Genomic DNA, 16,296 nt, shown 5'->3' with positions numbered 1-16,296 from the left:
AAACCCGAACCGGGCGTCAATCGGAGCGCGCGGTGAAGCTGCCGGCCATCGAGATTCAGCAGAAGTGGTTTGTCGCGGCGGGCCTCGTCCTGCTCAGCGGCATCGCCCTGGCCGGCGTGCTGGTGACCATTTACGCCGCCTGGCTGTTCCATGACCTGCCCGACGCCTCGGAGCTGGCGGACTATCGTCCGGCCACCGCGACGCGCGTGTTCGCCGCCGACGGCACCCTGATCGGCGAATACTCCGAGGAGCGGCGGATCTACGTCTCCTATGACCAGATCCCGACCCCGGTGGTGCAGGCCTTCCTCGCCGCCGAGGACCGCAATTTCTTCCAGCACGGGGGCATCGACGTCTCGGGCATCGGCCGGGCCATGGCCAAGAACGTCTTCAACGTCCTGACCGGACGCCGGCTGGAGGGCGGGTCGACCATCACCCAGCAGGTGGCCAAGAACGTTCTGCTGACCAGCGAATCGAGCCTCAACCGCAAGCTCAAGGAAGCCATCCTCGCCAGCCGCCTCGAGGCGACGCTGACCAAGGAGCAGATCCTCGAGCTGTATCTGAACGAGATTTTCCTCGGCTACCGCTCCTATGGCGTGGCCTCGGCCGCCTTCAATTACTTCGGCAAGTCGCTGAGCCAGCTGACGGTCGAGGAGGCGGCCTTCCTCGCCGCCCTGCCCAAGGGACCGAACAACTATCACCCGATCCGCCGGGCCGAGGCCGCCAAGGTGCGGCGCGACTGGGTGCTGGGCGAGATGGCCGACAACCGCTTCATCACCCGCGAAGAGGCGACGGCGGCCCAGGCGCGGCCTCTGGTGACCCAGGAAGCCCCCCGTCGCGCCCAGTACCAGGACGCCGACTTCTTCGTGGAGGAGGCCCGGCGTCGGGCCATCGCCCTGTTCGGCGAGGCCCAGGTCAATCGCGGCGGCCTCTACATGCGCACGACGCTGGATCCGACCCTGCAGTCGGCGGCGCGCGAGGCGCTGATGCGCGGTCTCGAGATGTACGACCGTCGCCACGGCTGGCGAGGCCCGTGGGGCACGACCGACTTCGGTCCGAACTGGCGTGAGGAGGCCGAGGCGCGACAGGTCCCGCCGGAGCGTCGCACCTGGCTTGCGGCCGCGGTCGAGACCGTGTCCGGCAATACGGTGCGCGTCCGCATCGCCCGGGACGACAGCGCCGGTCTGCTGGTGACGGCGGACGCCGCCTGGGCCAACGCCAACCGTCGCCTGCAGCGCGGCGACCTGATCTTCGTCGAGCCGCGCGATGATCAGTACGCCCTGCGCCAGGTGCCGGCGGTGAACGGGGCGCTGGTGGCCATCGACCCCCAGACCGGCCGGGTGCTGGCCATGGTCGGCGGCTACTCCTACGCCCTCTCGAGCTTCAACCGTGCCACCCAGGCGCGGCGGCAGCCCGGCTCGGCCTTCAAGCCCTTCGTCTACGCCACGGCGCTGGAAGGCGATTTCACGCCGGCCTCGATCATCCTCGACGCGCCGATCAGTTTCCCCGGCGGGCCGAACGGCACGCGCTGGACGCCGCAGAACTACAGCCGTGAGTTCTACGGCGAGCAGACCCTGCGACGCGGGCTTGAGCTGTCGCGCAACGTCATGACGGTGCGTCTGGCCAACGAGGTGGGCATGGCCGAGATCGTGCGCGACGCGGCGCGCTTCGGCATCGCCGACGACCTGCCGCCCAACCTGTCGATCTCGCTCGGGGCGGGAGAGACCACGCCCTACCGCCTGACCGCCGCCTACGCCGCCTTTGTCAACGGCGGCCGCCGCATTGATCCCTACATGATCGAGGTCATGCAGAACCGGGACGGGGAGGCGATCTACCGCGCTGACCGTCGGGACTGCCGGACCTGCCGTCGGGGCTTCAGCGGCCAGGAGTCGCCGCGCCTGACGCCGCGCGGCGAGCAGGTGATCGATCCCATCACCGCCTATCAGATCAGCTCCATGCTCGAGGGTGTGGTCCAGCGCGGCACCGCGGCCTCGGCGCGCGGTCTCGGGCGCTGGGTCGGCGGCAAGACCGGCACGACCAACGAGTACCGCTCGGCCTGGTTCGTCGGCTTCACCACCGACATCGTCGTCGGGGTTTTCGTCGGCTTTGATGACAACCGGCCGATGGGCTCGGGCGAGGCGGGCGCCTCCTCGGCCCTGCCGATCTTCACCGAGTTCATGCGCACGGCCTTGCGCGAAACCCCGGCGCGCCCGTTCGTGCGGCCGCGCAACGCCATCTTCCGCACCGTCAACGGCATCGAGGAGGCCTTCCGGCCGGGCACCGAGCGCGCCCGTGAGGAGGTCATCGTCGAGGAGGAGGACGGGCCGGTGAGCTATTATGACGTGCTGAGGCGCGAGCAGGAGGCGGCGGGCCAGCCGGTCACCGTGCCGACGGCGCCGGAGCCGGCGACCCCGCCGCCGCCGGAGAAGCAGCCGGCCGAGGACCTCAGCGGCCTGTACTGACCCACGCGGGCTTTCCCTCGGGGCCGGAGCTCTCTATCTCGGTCCCTCGATCAGAACCGGAGTAATCCATGAGACTGGATGTCGAGGCCATGAAGGCCGACATCGAGCAGAGCCTCGCTCTGCTCAGGAGGCGTCTTTGACTGGGATGTCGCCCTCCGAAAGCTCGATGAGCTGAACGCCCGGGTCGAGGACCCGACCCTGTGGGACAATCCCGAACAGGCCCAGGCCGTGAGCCGCGAACGCTCGCGCCTCGAGGCCCAGATCACGGCTGTGCGCGAGATGGCGACCGCCCTCGAGGAGGGGGTGATGCTGTCCGAGATGGCGGATGAGGAAGGCGACGAGGCCACCCTCGAGGAAGCCCGCGCCAGCCTGCGGGCCATCAAGGACCGCGCCGCCCGCGCCGAGCTGGAGGCGCTGCTGTCCGGCGAGGCCGACGGCAACGACGCCTATCTGGAGGTCAACTCCGGGGCCGGCGGCACCGAGTCCAACGACTGGGCCGGCATGCTGCTGCGCATGTACACGCGCTGGGCCCGCGCCCATGGCTACGAGGTCGAGGTCGAGGCCGAGGAGTCCGGCGAACAGGCCGGCATCAAGTCGGCCACGGTGCAGATCAAGGGGCCCAACGCCTACGGCTGGCTCAAGTCGGAGTCCGGCGTGCACCGGCTGGTGCGCATCAGTCCGTATGACGCCGCCGCCAAGCGCCACACCTCGTTCGCCTCGGTCGGGGTCTCGCCGGTGGTCGATGACGCCATCGAGATCGAGATCAATCCGGCGGATGTGCGCACTGACACCTACCGGGCCTCGGGTGCGGGCGGCCAGCACGTCAACAAGACGGACTCGGCCGTGCGCCTGACGCACATCCCGACCAATACGGTGGTGGCCTGCCAGGCCGGCCGCTCACAGCACCAGAACCGCGACCAGGCGTGGAAGATGCTGCGGGCGCGCCTGTACGAGCTCGAACTGCAGAAGCGTGAGGCGGCGGCCCAGGCCCTGGCCGACGCCAAGACCGATATCGGCTGGGGTCACCAGATCCGGTCTTACGTGTTGCAGCCGTACCAGATGGTGAAGGACCTGCGCACGAACGTTGAGACGTCCGACACCCAGGGCGTGCTCGACGGCGACCTCGACGCCTTCATGGGCGCGGCGCTGGCGGCGCGTGTCGGCGCCACGCGCGGGTCGACGGCGGAGGAGTAGGGGGCGCTTTCCCTCCCCTTGAAGGGGAGGGAGATGGGTTTTCCTGACCTTAGCCCGCCGGCTTCATGTCGATGATGGTGGCGGCCGGAGCCTGCGGCGGCTCGGGCGCGGCGGCCGGCGGCGGGGTCGGCGCGGCGGCGGGCTTCGGCGCCTCGCGGCGGCCCTGCAGCACCCGGCCCTGGAAGTAGGCGCCGATGTCGATCGACAGCTGCTCGGCGGTGATGTCGCCGTCGACATAGGCGGTCGAGACGAGCTTGACCTGCTTGCCCGAGACGGCGCCGACGATGCGGCCGCGGACCTCGATGTAGTCGGCGCTGACGCCGCCCTCGATGGCCCCGGTCTCGCCGATGATCAGGCGGCCGACCTTCACGTCGCCCTTCACCTGGCCGTCGATCTGCAGATCGCCCTGGCCGCTGACATTGCCTTCGAAGGTCAGATCCGAGGACAGGGTGGACAGGCCGCGGGCGGGCGCGGGCACCGGCGCGGGGGCCGGGGCCACGCGGGCGGTCTGGCCGGGAGCCGGCAGGTCCGGCAGCGGCGGGATCGGCGTCGGCGAGGCCTGACGCTCCGGGGTCGGGGCTTTGGACTTATTGAACAAGTTCATCTCCTGCGCGGATGAAGCGGGCGGGGTTCTGGGGGCGGCCGTTCATCCACACCTCGTAGTGCAGGTGAACGCCGGTCGAGCGGCCGGTCGTGCCCATGCCGCCCAGACGCTGGCCAAGCGCGATCCGCTGGCCGGGCTGGACAGTGATGGAGTTCAGATGGGCGTAGCGCGTCTTGAAACCGTCCCCATGGTCTATCTCAACGGTCTTTCCATAGCCTGAACGCACGCCGGCGAAAGCGACGACGCCGGGGGCGGTGGCCAGGATCGGGGTGTTCAGCGGCGCCGCGAAGTCCTGACCCTGGTGCAGGGCCGGGCGGCGGCTGAACGGATCGAAGCGCAGGCCGAAGCCGGAGGTGGTGCGCGCCTCGGCCGGGCGGCCGAAGGGCAGCGCCGAGGCGGCGTCGGCGAGGCCGCGCATTTCTGTCAGGTCGTCCGCGGCGCGCTGGATCCGGGCGGCGAAGGCCTCGTCCACGTCCAGCACGGCGGCGAGGGCCTCGGGGTCATCCCCTTGCACCAGCGGCCCGCCCAGCGCCGCCGAGGCGTCGAAGTAGGCCGACGGATTCAGTCCGGCGAGGCGGAAGGCGAGGCGCAGGCGCTCGGCCCGGCTTTCGGCGAAGCCTTCGGCCCGGGCCAGCAGCCGCTCCTGGTCCAGCTTGACCGCCGCGATGCGCACGACCGGATTGGCGCTTTCGACCGGCGGGGAGGGGCGCAGCGCCGTTTCGGCGCCCTGCACGTCGCGGAACATGCCCATGACGTTGACCAGCGCCGCGTGGCGCCGCTCGACCATGTCGGCGGTCTCTTCCAGCGACCCCGTCGTGGAGGACATGCGCAGCACGGCGCTGTCGAGGCGGGCCTGGAGGTCAGCATTGACCCGCTCGGAGGCGGCGCGGGCGCGGGCCACGGCATCCTCGGCCTGGCTCTGGTAGGCGAGATTGAACAGGAAGCCGCCGCTGGCGATCAGGGCCCAGACACCGCCGATCACGGCGACCGCGGCCAGCGCCATCTGGCGGCCGGTGGTCAGGACGTAGCCGCGGATCTCTCCGTTCGAACGGATGTAGAGATGCCGCTCCGGAAACCAGATATCCGCGAGCAGACGACGACGAGGTTCAGACGAGTTACTCATGCACACCCCCCGGACGCCGGGAGTTATCCCGAATGGCGTCCCGGGGGGCAAGGGAGTTCACGAACAGTTAACCATCATTTCCGCGCTGCAACGACTGAAGCACGAGCCCGGTCGCCGCATTTTCGCCTGAGGGGCGAAGATTCGCGCTGTCGAACTTCGGTCTAGCCGCCGAGTGAGGCCAGAACAGCCTCGGCGTGACCCTTGACCGAGACCTTGCGCCAGACCTCGCGCACGGTTCCGTCGGGCCCGATCAGGAAGGTGGCGCGCTCGATCCCCATGTAGGTCTTGCCGTACATGCTCTTCTCGACCCAGACGCCGTAGCGCTCGCAGACATCGTCGGTCTCGTCGGAGGCGAGGGTGACCTGCAGGTCGTATTTGGCCTTGAACCTGTCGAGCTTCTTCACCGCGTCCTTCGACACCCCGACGATCACGGCGCCGGCGGCGCGGAAGGCGGCGATGTGCTCGCTGAAATCCTTGGCCTCGTTGGTGCAACCCGGCGTGTCGGCCTTGGGGTAGAAGTACAGCACCACCGACTGGCCGGCGTGGTCGGCGAGGCGGAAGCGACCTCCGCTGTCAGCGGGCAGATCGACGGCGGGCGCGGCGACGCCGGGGGTGATGTCGGGCATGAGGGCCTCCCTTGGATAAGATGTCGCCGCCGCCTTAGACCCTGGCGCAGGCGCTCGCAGCCGCGTTGTCGTCGCAGCTGGTCAGGGCGCGAGGGCGATCAGCTCGTCGGCGAGGGCGGCGGTCAGATACCCATCGGGCACACGCCCGGCGGCCGCCTGCCAGCGGCGCAGGGCGGCGCGGGTGTTGGCCCCCACGACCCCGTCGATGCCGCGGGTGTCGTAGCCGAGCGCCGTCAGGGCGCGCTGGGCGCCGATGCGCTGCTCCCGTGACAGGGGCGCATCGTCCGGCCAGGCCGTGACCAAACCCGGCCTGCCCTGCACGCCGTCGGCGGTCAGACCGATGGCCAGGGCGTAGCTGACCGAGTTGTTGTAGGCCCGGATCACATAGTGGTTGGGCAGGGCGAGGAAGGCCGGGCCGCGTGCGCCCTGAGGCAGCAGAATGGCGGCGCCCTCGGCGGCCTCGGCGTCGGTCGGGGCGCCGCCGTGCGCGAGGCGCACGCCGCGGGCGGCCCAGAAGCTCCACGGATGGCGCGGGCCTTCGGCCTCGGCGTAGTCAAAGCCTTCCGGCAGGAGCACCTCGTAGCCCCAGGTCTGGCCGCGCTTCCAGCCGGCGTTGGCCAGCAGATTGGCCGCAGAGGCAAGGGCGTCGGTCTGCGACCCCCAGATGTCGACCCGGCCGTCGCCGTCCTGGTCGATGCCGAGGCGCAGGTAGTTGTCGGGCATGAACTGGGTCTGGCCCATGGCCCCGGCCCAGCTGCCCTTCAGCCCGGCCCGGTCGCGGCGGCCGTCGATGACGATGTCCAGCGCATGCTTCAGCTGGCCCTCGGCCCAGTCGCGGCGGCGCCCTTCCCAGGCGAGGGTGGCGAGGGAGCGGATCACGTCCATGTCGCCCTGCACCCGGCCGAAGGAGCTCTCCTGGGCCCAGATGGCGACGAGAATCTCGGCCGGGACGCCAAAGCGCTGGGTCACTTCCCACGGCACGGCGTCGGTGCGGCGGCGCGCCTCGGCCACGCGGGCGGCGCTGACCGCGTTCTGGACGTAGGCGCCGGGCGGCCGCGAGAACTCCGGCTGGTTGCCGTCGAGGCGGACGACCGTCGGATCGGGCGTCAGGCCCTCCAGCTGGGCGGCGTAGGCGGCCTGGCGGTCGCCGCCGTGGCGGGCGAGGAAGCCCGCCTTCCACGTCTCGAAGTCGATCGCGTCGCGCGCCGCCGGCGCTGCAGGCTGGGCCGGCGCGGCGACGGGCGCGGCGGGTGCGGGCGCCGGGGCTTCAGGCGGTGGCGCGAACACCGGCAGCGGCGGCGGCTCTGGCAGCATGGGCGCGCAGGCGGCGACGGACACGATGAGGAGCAGGCGGAGACGGGGTCGCATGGGGCCAGTGTAGGCTGCTTCGGGCCCATTGCCGACCTCACAGATGCGCGAGCGGAAAGACGCCTCTCGGGGGAGCTGCGCGCGCCGTTCTCGCCAGACGATCGGGTTAACCCTCTTTCCGTTTGCGTCAGCCTGTCGCAGGCGTCTAAGCGCGGAGGTGCACTCAGCGGCCTGGTGGCGGAGTGGCGACGCGGCGGGGGTGCAACCCCGCAAACCCTCCGTTCGACTCGGAGGCCAGGCCTCCATCTCCCGACTATTCGCAACGCTTGCAGGGGCCGGCTTTTTCCGGGCGGGGCGGGCCTTTCGGGTGTTGACCTCGCTCTCCGGGCTATCTATACGCCCCCTCTCGCCGCGAGGTCCGACCGAGCGGCTTTTCTATTTTCGCTTTCGAGGCCCTGACGACCATGAAGGTCCGTAGCTCGCTGAAGTCGCTGAAGACCCGCCACCGCGACTGCAAGGTCGTGCGCCGCAAGGGCCGCGTCTACGTCATCAACAAGACCGACCCGCGCTTCAAGGCCAAGCAGGGCTGAGGCCCTCACGTCGGGTGACCGTGAGCGGCGCCGCGCGCGCCGCCCGGGCCTGATCGCCGGGTTATCCCAAGGCTGCGGAGATGATCCGCAGCCTTTTTCGCGTTCGCCGTTGAGCCTGCCCGACAGCGGGGTTAACCGGAGCGCCGACCTGCCCGCCGGCCGCGCCGCGGGCCGCACAGACGGGCCGCCGGCCCCGGAGGAATTCAGATGGCCGACGACGCCGCCTTCACCAATCCCGATGTCCTGACCGCCTCGGCCCAGGGCCGCCTGCGCACCATCGTCGAGCGCCTCGAGCGGCTCGAGGAGGACAAGCAGGCGATCATGGCCGACATGAAGGAGGTCTTCGCCGAGGCCAAGGGCGAGGGCTACGACGTCAAGACGCTGCGCAAGGTGCTGCGCATCCGCAAGCAGGACCGGGCCAAGCGGCAGGAGGAGGAAGCGATCCTCGACTTGTACCTGTCGGCCCTCGGCGAGGCCTGAACGGCCTGAACCTGCTAGACTGACGGCGTGAAGCGCAAGCCGCCGTCAAACAGTCCCTTCGAGGCCCAGCGCAAGGCGGCCCAGCGGGCCGCCCTGAACGCCCTGCGCCGCGCCCGGCGCGCGGCGGACAAGGCGGGGGTGGCCCTGTCCGAGTGGGAAGGCGAGTTCCTCGATTCGGTGTCCGATCGGGTGAAGAGCCACGGGCGCGCCTTCGGCGACCCCGAAAAGGGCGCGCCGGGCCAGGCCCTGTCGACCCTGCAGGGCCGCAAGCTCAAGGAAATCGCCGCCAAGGCCAAGGGGGAGCCGAAGGGCGACGCCGCCCGGCGGTGGGGTCGTCCGAAACGCCCGGACTGAGCCCGTCAGCGACGGCCGAACAGCCGCTCCAGATCCGCCAGCTTGAGCTCCACATAGGTCGGGCGGCCGTGGTTGCACTGGCCCGAGTGCGGCGTCGCCTCCATCTGGCGCAGCAGGGCGTTCATCTCCGGCCCCGACAGCACGCGCCCGGACCGTACCGAGCCGTGGCAGGCCATGGTGCCGCACACCTCGGCCAGCCGTTCCTTCAGCGACAGGGCCGCGCCGTGCTCCGACAGGTCGTCGGCGATGTCCCGCACCAGCCCCTGCACATCGACGGTCCCCAGCAGGGCCGGCGTCTCGCGCACCAGCACCGCGCCGCCGCCGAAGGCCTCGACCACGAGGCCCAGCTCGGCCAGCTCCCCGGCCCGGGCGGCGACCCGCTCGGCCTCGGCCGGGTCCAGCTCGACCACCTCGGGGGCCAGCAGGGCCTGCCGCGTCACCGCTCCTTCGGCCATCTGGGCCTTCATCCGCTCATAGACGAGCCGCTCGTGGGCGGCGTGCTGGTCGACGATGACCAGGCCGTCCCGCGTCTGGGCCACGATGTAGTTGGCGTGCAGCTGGGCTCGGGCGGCGCCCAGCGGCCGGTCGATGTCGGCGTCGCCCACCGGTCCGGCGAACGGGTCGGGTGAGAGCAGGGGGGGCGGCGTTTCCACTCGCGCCGAGGGCTCGTTGAGGCCGGGCAGGACCTGGGCGGCGGCGGCCGGGGCGGTCCAGCCGGTCCAGCCGGAGTAACCGGCCGCTGACGGCCGGGACGGGCTCCAGGCCGGAGCGCCGCCGCCGGGTTGGACGCCTGGCTGGAAGCCCGCCTGGAAGCCTGAGAGGGCGTCGCTCGCCACCGTGGTCGAGGCGCGGTGCCCGGCGCCGGCGAGGGCGTGGCGCAGGGCTCCGACGATCAGGCCGCGCACCAGCGCCGGATCGCGGAAGCGCACCTCCGCCTTGGCCGGGTGCACGTTCACATCGACCAGCAGCGGATCGAGGTCGAGATAGAGCGCCGCCGCCGGGTGGCGGTCGCGGGCGAGGAAGTCGGCGTAGGCCCCGCGAATCGCGCCCTGCAGCAGCCGGTCGCGCACCGGCCGGCCATTGACGAACAGATACTGGTGGCTGGCGTTGCCGCGCGAATAGGTCGGCAGGCCGGCGAAGCCGGACAGGCGCAGCCCGTCGCGGATCTGGTCGATCAGCAGGGCGTTGTCCTCGAACTCGCGGCCCAGCAGGGCGGCGAGCCGGCGCAGGCGGCCGCCGTCCCCGGCCGGCTCGGCGGGCAGCCTGAGCGTCGTGCGGCCGTCGAGGGTCAGGGTGAAGGCCACAGCCTCGTGCGCCATGGCCTGGCGCTTGATCTCCTCGGAGATGGCCATGGCCTCCGCCCGCTCCGACTTCATGAACTTGAGGCGGGCGGGGGTGGCGAAGAACAGGTCGCGCACCTCGACCCGGGCCCCGTTCGGGCCGGGAAAGGCGGCGGGGGCCGTGGGGCGCACCTGGCCGCCCTCGACCGCGACCACAAACGCCGCCTCGGCGCCGCGGGCGCGGCTGGCGATGCTCAGCCGGGCGACCGAGCCGATCGAGGGCAGGGCCTCGCCCCGGAAGCCGAGGGTGTGGATGCGCAGCAGATCGACGTCGCCGGCGTCATCCGCCTCCAGCTTGGAGGTGGCGTGGCGCTCGATGGCGAGTGGCAGCTCGGCCTCGGGAATGCCCTTGCCGTCATCGGCGACGAGGATGCGGCTGAGGCCGCCACCGTCGGCCTGGATCTCGATCCGGGTGGCGCCGGCGTCCAGCGCGTTCTCGACCAGCTCCTTGACCGCGCTGGCCGGCCGCTCGATCACCTCGCCGGCGGCGATGCGGTTGACGGTCTCGGGAGGGAGGCGGCGGATGGGCATGGGATCGCCGGTTATCCGCTGATTCTGGGCCGGCCCGGCGGGCTCAGCGCGCGTCCATGATGATGCAGGTCGAGGTGGCCGAGGCGTAGAGCTTCCCGTCGGGGCCGATCAGCTTGCCCTCGGCGAAGCCGGCGCGGCGGCCGACCGAAAGGACGACGCCCTCGGCGCGCACCGTGCCGATGTCAGGCGTCATGGCGCGATGGTAGGCGACCTTCAGCTCCAGTGTCGTGTAGGCCTGTCCCGGCTTCAGGGTCGAATGGACGGCGCAGGCGACGCAGGAATCCAGCACGGTCGCGGCCCAGCCCCCGTGCACCGTGCCCATCGGATTGAGGACGTGAGACCCGGGCTCGCCTTCGAACACCACGCGGCCTTCCTCGACCTCGATGAGGCGATAGCCGAGCGTCCGCGCCATGGGGATCTCGGGACGGCGGCCCTCGACCACGGCGCGCAGGGCGTCGAGGCCGGACTCGCGGAAATCGACGGCGGAATCGGTCATGCGGGGCTCCTGCAGGAGCCTCAGCCTAGACGCGGAAAGGGCTCAGGCAAACCGGGCTCAGAGGCCCGGCAGCTTGAAGCCCCGGTCGTTGCGCGGCTGGATGGTGATGGCCTGGTTGCCGCCGGTCAGGGCCTGCAGGCGGGCCGCCTCGCTGCTGGCGTCGACGGTGATCGCGCCGTCCGGGCCGGCTACGGTCGTGGCCGTCTGGGTTTCCGGCGCGTTGCGGCGCCAGAACAGGATGCGGTTGGCGAAGCCTTCTTCCTTGTGGGCCAGGTCGCCGAACTCGTCGTCGACGACATAGCGGGCCAGCGGGTCAGCGCGGTCGCCGCCGGCGGCCACGACGAGGGCCTGTTCGCCCGGGGTGCGCGTCACGGCCTGGCGCTGGCCCAGCAGGATCTGGCGGGCGGCGCTTTCCGGCGCGAGCTCCTGCGGGCGCGGTTCGCCGGGCGACGGCGGACGCAGGCCGTACTCCGGGGGGATGGTCAGGGGCGCCGTGGAGACGGTGACGAACTCATCCGGCACGACCTTGGTCAGGCCGATGCTCTGGCGCATGCCGCTACTGCATCCGGCGGCGGCGAGGGCCGCGGCGGCGGTGAGGGTCAGGGCGGCGAGACGTCGGGCGGTGATCACGATCGGGCGGCCTTTCCAGGCGCCCGTTAAGTGCGGGCGCAGGGTCATTCAGAAGCGGGTGATTACGACTTTTCGGGGGCCGCGCCAACCTTGGCCGGGGTCTCCGGACGCAGGCTGTCGAGGATCAGCAGCAGCACGCCGATGGTGATGGCGCTGTCGGCGACGTTGAATACCCAGGGAAACAGGCCCGTGTCGGAGAAGTCGACGAAATCCACCACATAGCCGAAGCGCACGCGGTCGATGACATTGCCGAGCGCCCCGCCCATGACCAGGCCGATGGCCGTGATCAGCGTGCGACGCTGGGTCCGCAGCGCCCAGACGGCGAGGGCCCCGGACACCACGATGGCGAACAGGGTCAGCGGCCAGCGCGCCTCGCCGCCGCCGAACAGCCCGAAGCTGACGCCGGTGTTGCGCACCATGGTCAGGTCGAGAATGCCGGGAATCACCTCGGCGAAGCGATAGCCGTCCGGGATCAGGCGCGGATCGGCGATGTCGGCCGAGCCCAGGATCAGGGCCTTGGTGATCTGGTCGACGATGATGATGGCGAGGGCGAAGCCGTAGGCGGCCCAGGCGATGCGCGGGAGTCTCATGTCCGGCGAGTAGCAGGAACGGCCGCGGTTGCGCTAGCGCCCGCGATCATCAGGGACGCGTCGCTACGGCCGGCGGCACAAGGTCGGTGAACAGCCCGTCCAGCCCTGCGCGCCAGCCGTCCGTCAGCCAGGCCTCGAAACCGCCGGGCTGTGCGGCGAAGTCCGGCGCGGCCGCATCTCCCCGACGCAGATCTGTCGGCAGGAACAGGTTTTCCGGCCGGAAGGTCCAGGCGATGACCTTCAGGCCTGCGGCATGGGCGCGGGCGACGAGGTCGGTGGCGGGGGCGCGGGCGCCGTCGGCGGTGCGCGGCAGGACGAGGCCGGTCTCGACGCCGATGGCGGTGGCGTAGGTCCGCACCCGGGTGAGGCCGGCGTCGGTCAGCAGGGCGGCGTAGGGCAGGTCCGCCCGGTCGGCCGGGGCCCCGGCCGGGGCGATCAGCTGCAACCGCGGGGTAGCGATGCGCTGCGCCAGCCGTTCCAGCGGCCCGACCTCGAAGCACTGGATCAGCACCGGGGCGTCGGCCCCGGTCAGGCCGCGCGCTGAGAGGACCGTGACGAGCGCCGCCTCCATGTCGAGCCCGAGGGCCGCGAAGTGGGTCGGGTGCTTGAGCTCCGGGGCCACGCCTATGGTCCGGCCGGTGCGGCGGCTGGCCTCGGCGGCGAGGTCCAGCACCTCCTCGAAGGTCAGGATCGGCTCGGCCCCGTCAAACGCGGCGCTGGCCGGGCGCAAGGCCGGCAGGCGCTCACGCGCCCGCAGGGTCTTCAGCTCCGCGAGGGTGAAGTCCTCGGTGAACCAGCCGCTGACCGGTCGGCCGTCGATCAGGCCCGTGCGCCGCCGGTCGGCGAATTCCGGGCGATCGGCGACGTCGGTGGTCTCGCCGATCTCGTTCTCGTGCCGCGCCACCAGCACGCCGTCGCGGGTCATGACCAGGTCCGGTTCGATCACATCGGCCCCCTGGGCGATGGCCAGCGCATAGGCGGCCCGGGTGTGCTCCGGGCGCTCGGCCGAGGCGCCGCGGTGGGCAATCACCAGCCGGTCGGGCAGGGGGACGGGCGTCTGGGCCACGGCGGGGCTTCCGGCGAGCACAAGCAGAAGCGGCAGGATGAAGCGGATCATGCCGCCGGGATAGGGGGGGCGTGTGACAGGCGTTCGGGCGGGTTTGCCCCTCCACCGCACCCCGGCCGCATCGCGGCCGGGCCGCTGCAACGCCGGCGGCGGCCCCCCCTCCCCACTGCGTGGGGAGGAAAGGCGTTTCTCCTCCCCATGCAATGGGGAGGTGGATCGACGGCGAAGCCGGCGAGACGGAGGGGCCTACTCCGCCTTCGCCTTCTTTTTCGCCGGCGCCTTTTTCGCGGCCGGCTTCTTCGCCGGGGCTTTCTTCGCCGCCGTCTTCTTCGCCCCGGCCTTGCCGCTGCTGCCCGCCTTGGCGGCGATCAGGGGCAGGGCGATCTCGAGGGTCACCGCTTCGGGCTCGGTGCCCTTGGGCAGGGTGGCGTTGACCTTGCCCATCTTCACATAGGGGCCGTAGCGGCCCGCCATGATCTGGATGGCCTCGCCGGTGTCCGGGTGCGGCCCCAGCTCCTTCAGCGGCGCGGCGGCCGAGCCCCGGCCGGGACGCCCGGCGCGCTTCTCGGCCAGCAGGGCCACGGCGCGGTTCAGGCCGACGTCGAACACCTCCTCGATGTCCGACAGGTTGGCGTAGGTCCCCGCGTGCGAGACGAAGGGCCCGAAACGGCCGAGGCCGGCGCTGATCGGCTTGCCGTCCTCCGGGTGCACGCCGACCTCGCGCGGCAGCGACAGCAGCCGCAGGGCTCGCTCCAGATCGATCGAGGCCGGGCTCCAGCCCTTGGGCAGGGACGAGCGGCGGGGCTTGTCCGCCCCCGGTACCGTCAGCTCCACATAGGGGCCGAAGCGGCCGATCTTCAGGTGCACCGGCGCGCCGCTGACCGGATCGGGGCCCAGCTCGCGGTCGCCGCCGCCGGCAGAGCCGCCCTCGGCGTCCGGGGCAGACACCGGGCGGGTGTAGCGACAGTCGGGATAGCGCGAACAGCCGATGAAGGCGCCGAAGCGGCTGGTCTTCAGGCTCAGCCGGCCCTCACTGCAGGACGGGCAGGTGCGCGGGTCGCTCCCGTCGCCCTTGTCCGGGAAGATGTGCGGGCCGAGCGCCTCGTTCAGATGATCGAGAATGGCGGTGGTGCGCAGCTCGCCGGCGGCCTGGGTGGCGGCGTGGAAATCGGTCCAGAACTCGCGCAGCAGCGCCTTCCAGTCGAGCTCGCCGGCCGAGACCTCGTCCAGCCGCGTCTCCAGCGCCGCGGTGAAGTCGTACTCCACCCACTTGCGGAAGAACTGCTCGAGGAAGGCCGTGACCAGCCGGCCCTTGTCCTCCGGAATGAAGCGGTTCTTGTCCATGCGGACATAGTCGCGGTCGCGCAGGGTGGTCAGGATCGAGGCGTAGGTCGAGGGGCGACCGATGCCCAGCTCTTCCAGCCTCTTGACCAGGGTGGCCTCGGAGTAGCGCGGCGGCGGCTCTGTGAAGTGCTGCTCGGTGCGGATCGCCTCGACCTTCGCCGTCGCGCCTTCCTTCAGCGCGGGCAGACGGCCGCCCTCATCCTCCTCGTCGTCCGCGCCGGCGCGCGGGCGGTCGTCACGGCCCTCCTCATAGACCGCCATGTAGCCGTCAAAGGCCACCACCTGACCGGTGGCGCGCAGGCCGGTGCGGCCGTCGGCGGTCTCGATCTCGACGCTGGTGCGGTCCAGCCGCGCCTGCTCCATCTGGCTGGCGACGGTGCGCTTCCAGATCAGCTCGTAAAGCCGCTGCAGGTCGCTCTCCAGCCGCACGCTGTCGGGGTGGCGCGTCAGGTTGGTCGGGCGGATGGCCTCGTGGGCCTCCTGGGCGTTCTTGGCCTTGGACTTGTAGTAGCGCGGCTCGGACGGGAGGTAGGCCGGGCCGAAGCGATCGCCGATCACCTCGCGGGTCTGGGCCAGGCCCTCCGGGCTGATCGCCACCCCGTCGGTCCGCATGTAGGTGATCAGGCCGCCGGTCTCGTCGACGCCCTCATACAGCCGCTGCGCCGCCTGCATGGTGCGCTGGGCGGTGAAGCCGAGCTTGCGCGCCGCCTCCTGCTGCAGGGTCGAGGTGGTGAAGGGCGGCGGCGGGCTCTTGCGCACCGGCTTCTTCTCGATGGCGCGGATGGTCAGGCCGCCGGCGGCGATCGCCGCACGGGCCGCCTGGGCCGTGGCCTCGTCGCGGATGTCGAGCCGCTGGACGCGCTTGCCCTCATGCTTGACCAGACGCGCCAGGAAGGGCGGGCTGTCGGCCACCAGATCGGCCTCGACCGACCAGTATTCCTGCGGCCGGAACCGCTCGATCTCCATCTCGCGATCGACGACGATGCGCAGGGCGACCGACTGCACCCGCCCGGCCGAGCGCGCGCCCGGCAGCTTGCGCCACAGCACCGGCGAGAGGGTGAAGCCCACCAGATAATCGAGCGCGCGGCGGGCCAGGTAGGCGTCGACCAGCTCCATGTCGATCTGGCGCGGCTGGGCCATGGCCTCCAGCACCGCGCCCTTGGTGATGGCGTTGAAGGTGACGCGCTGCACCTCGGTGTCCTTGAGGGCGCGCTTCTTCTGCAGCACCTCCAGCACATGCCAGCTGATCGCCTCCCCCTCGCGGTCGGGGTCGGTGGCGAGGATGACGCGGCTGGAGCCCTTGGCGGCCTCGGCGATCTCCGACAGGCGCTTGGCGGCCTTGGCGTCGACCTCCCAGTTCATGGCGAAGTCATCGTCGGGCAGGACCGAGCCATCCTTCGACGGCAGGTCGCGGACGTGGCCGTACGAGGCCAGGACCTTGTAGTCCGGACCGAGGTACTTGTTGATGGTCTTGGCCTTTGCGGGGCTCTCGACGATGACGAGATTCATGGGGGAGGGAGGCGTCCTGGACGGGCCGGAGAGGGGCGCGAACGTGGTTGTC

15 protein-coding genes are annotated in these 16,296 nt (G+C 71.3%); 5 read left to right on the top strand and 10 right to left on the bottom strand.

Annotated elements, in window-relative coordinates:
- The first annotated feature begins 32 nt into the window (after nucleotides 1-32).
- Both VGN74_RS02290 and prfB read left to right on the top strand, forming a co-directional pair.
- Nucleotides 33-2,459, top strand: coding sequence for a penicillin-binding protein 1A (locus tag VGN74_RS02290; RefSeq protein ID WP_327445737.1), 2,427 nt, complete (start codon nucleotides 33-35; stop codon nucleotides 2,457-2,459).
- A gap of 68 nt (nucleotides 2,460-2,527) precedes the next feature.
- Nucleotides 2,528-3,653, top strand: a protein-coding gene (gene prfB / locus VGN74_RS02285; protein ID WP_327445736.1) for a peptide chain release factor 2 whose coding sequence is annotated in 2 segments (ribosomal slippage) — nucleotides 2,528-2,596 and nucleotides 2,598-3,653 — 1,125 coding nt in all. Because the reading frame shifts where the segments join, the coding sequence is not laid out codon by codon here.
- 49 nt (nucleotides 3,654-3,702) lie between these two features.
- Here the strand turns inward: prfB and VGN74_RS02280 are convergent.
- The 4 genes from VGN74_RS02280 to VGN74_RS02265 form a co-directional block, all read right to left on the bottom strand.
- Nucleotides 3,703-4,251 (bottom strand): polymer-forming cytoskeletal protein, encoded by a 549-nt coding sequence (locus tag VGN74_RS02280; RefSeq protein ID WP_327445735.1) that lies wholly within the window; start codon nucleotides 4,249-4,251, stop codon nucleotides 3,703-3,705.
- The gene (locus VGN74_RS02275) at nucleotides 4,241-5,380 is read right to left on the bottom strand and encodes a M23 family metallopeptidase (RefSeq protein ID WP_327445734.1); all 1,140 of its coding nucleotides are present in this window, start codon (nucleotides 5,378-5,380) and stop codon (nucleotides 4,241-4,243) included. Before VGN74_RS02275 ends, VGN74_RS02280 begins: the two co-directional genes overlap by 11 nt.
- A gap of 161 nt (nucleotides 5,381-5,541) precedes the next feature.
- Nucleotides 5,542-6,006 (bottom strand): thioredoxin-dependent thiol peroxidase, encoded by a 465-nt coding sequence (gene bcp, locus VGN74_RS02270; RefSeq protein ID WP_327445733.1) that lies wholly within the window; start codon nucleotides 6,004-6,006, stop codon nucleotides 5,542-5,544.
- A gap of 81 nt (nucleotides 6,007-6,087) precedes the next feature.
- A complete protein-coding gene (locus tag VGN74_RS02265) occupies nucleotides 6,088-7,374 on the bottom strand; it encodes a lytic murein transglycosylase (protein WP_327445732.1) in 1,287 nt (428 codons plus the stop codon).
- A 404-nt stretch (nucleotides 7,375-7,778) separates the two neighbouring features.
- Here VGN74_RS02265 and ykgO point away from each other — a divergent pair, with 404 nt between their 5' ends.
- The 3 genes from ykgO to VGN74_RS02250 all read left to right on the top strand — a co-directional run bounded on the left by ykgO (nucleotide 7,779) and on the right by VGN74_RS02250 (nucleotide 8,738).
- Nucleotides 7,779-7,904, top strand: coding sequence for a type B 50S ribosomal protein L36 (gene ykgO / locus VGN74_RS02260; RefSeq protein ID WP_031448545.1), 126 nt, complete (start codon nucleotides 7,779-7,781; stop codon nucleotides 7,902-7,904).
- A gap of 207 nt (nucleotides 7,905-8,111) precedes the next feature.
- Nucleotides 8,112-8,384 (top strand): DUF2312 domain-containing protein, encoded by a 273-nt coding sequence (locus VGN74_RS02255; protein WP_327445731.1) that lies wholly within the window; start codon nucleotides 8,112-8,114, stop codon nucleotides 8,382-8,384.
- Nucleotides 8,385-8,411: 27 nt separating this feature from the next.
- Complete coding sequence (locus tag VGN74_RS02250; RefSeq protein ID WP_327445730.1) at nucleotides 8,412-8,738, top strand: hypothetical protein; 327 nt, start codon at nucleotides 8,412-8,414, stop codon at nucleotides 8,736-8,738.
- Nucleotides 8,739-8,743: 5 nt separating this feature from the next.
- Here the strand turns inward: VGN74_RS02250 and mutL are convergent, their stop codons facing one another.
- From mutL to topA, 6 genes are all read right to left on the bottom strand, one after another.
- Nucleotides 8,744-10,609, bottom strand: coding sequence for a DNA mismatch repair endonuclease MutL (gene mutL / locus VGN74_RS02245; protein WP_327445729.1), 1,866 nt, complete (start codon nucleotides 10,607-10,609; stop codon nucleotides 8,744-8,746).
- A 43-nt stretch (nucleotides 10,610-10,652) separates the two neighbouring features.
- Nucleotides 10,653-11,105, bottom strand: coding sequence for a PaaI family thioesterase (locus tag VGN74_RS02240; protein ID WP_327445728.1), 453 nt, complete (start codon nucleotides 11,103-11,105; stop codon nucleotides 10,653-10,655).
- Between the two features lie 57 nt (nucleotides 11,106-11,162).
- Nucleotides 11,163-11,732, bottom strand: a complete 570-nt coding sequence (locus VGN74_RS02235; RefSeq protein ID WP_327445825.1) for a DUF3035 domain-containing protein — start codon at nucleotides 11,730-11,732, stop codon at nucleotides 11,163-11,165.
- A 65-nt stretch (nucleotides 11,733-11,797) separates the two neighbouring features.
- Nucleotides 11,798-12,325 (bottom strand): signal peptidase II, encoded by a 528-nt coding sequence (gene lspA, locus VGN74_RS02230; protein ID WP_327445727.1) that lies wholly within the window; start codon nucleotides 12,323-12,325, stop codon nucleotides 11,798-11,800.
- 49 nt (nucleotides 12,326-12,374) lie between these two features.
- Nucleotides 12,375-13,442: a glycerophosphodiester phosphodiesterase family protein gene (locus VGN74_RS02225; RefSeq protein ID WP_327445726.1), complete on the bottom strand. Its 1,068-nt coding sequence runs from the start codon at nucleotides 13,440-13,442 to the stop codon at nucleotides 12,375-12,377.
- A 195-nt stretch (nucleotides 13,443-13,637) separates the two neighbouring features.
- The gene (gene topA / locus VGN74_RS02220; protein ID WP_327445725.1) at nucleotides 13,638-16,244 is read right to left on the bottom strand and encodes a type I DNA topoisomerase; all 2,607 of its coding nucleotides are present in this window, start codon (nucleotides 16,242-16,244) and stop codon (nucleotides 13,638-13,640) included.
- Nucleotides 16,245-16,296 lie beyond the last annotated feature (52 nt).

The organism is Brevundimonas sp. (assembly GCF_035998205.1).
GTDB lineage: Bacteria > Pseudomonadota > Alphaproteobacteria > Caulobacterales > Caulobacteraceae > Brevundimonas.
This window is presented reverse-complemented; position numbering and strand designations above follow the sequence as displayed.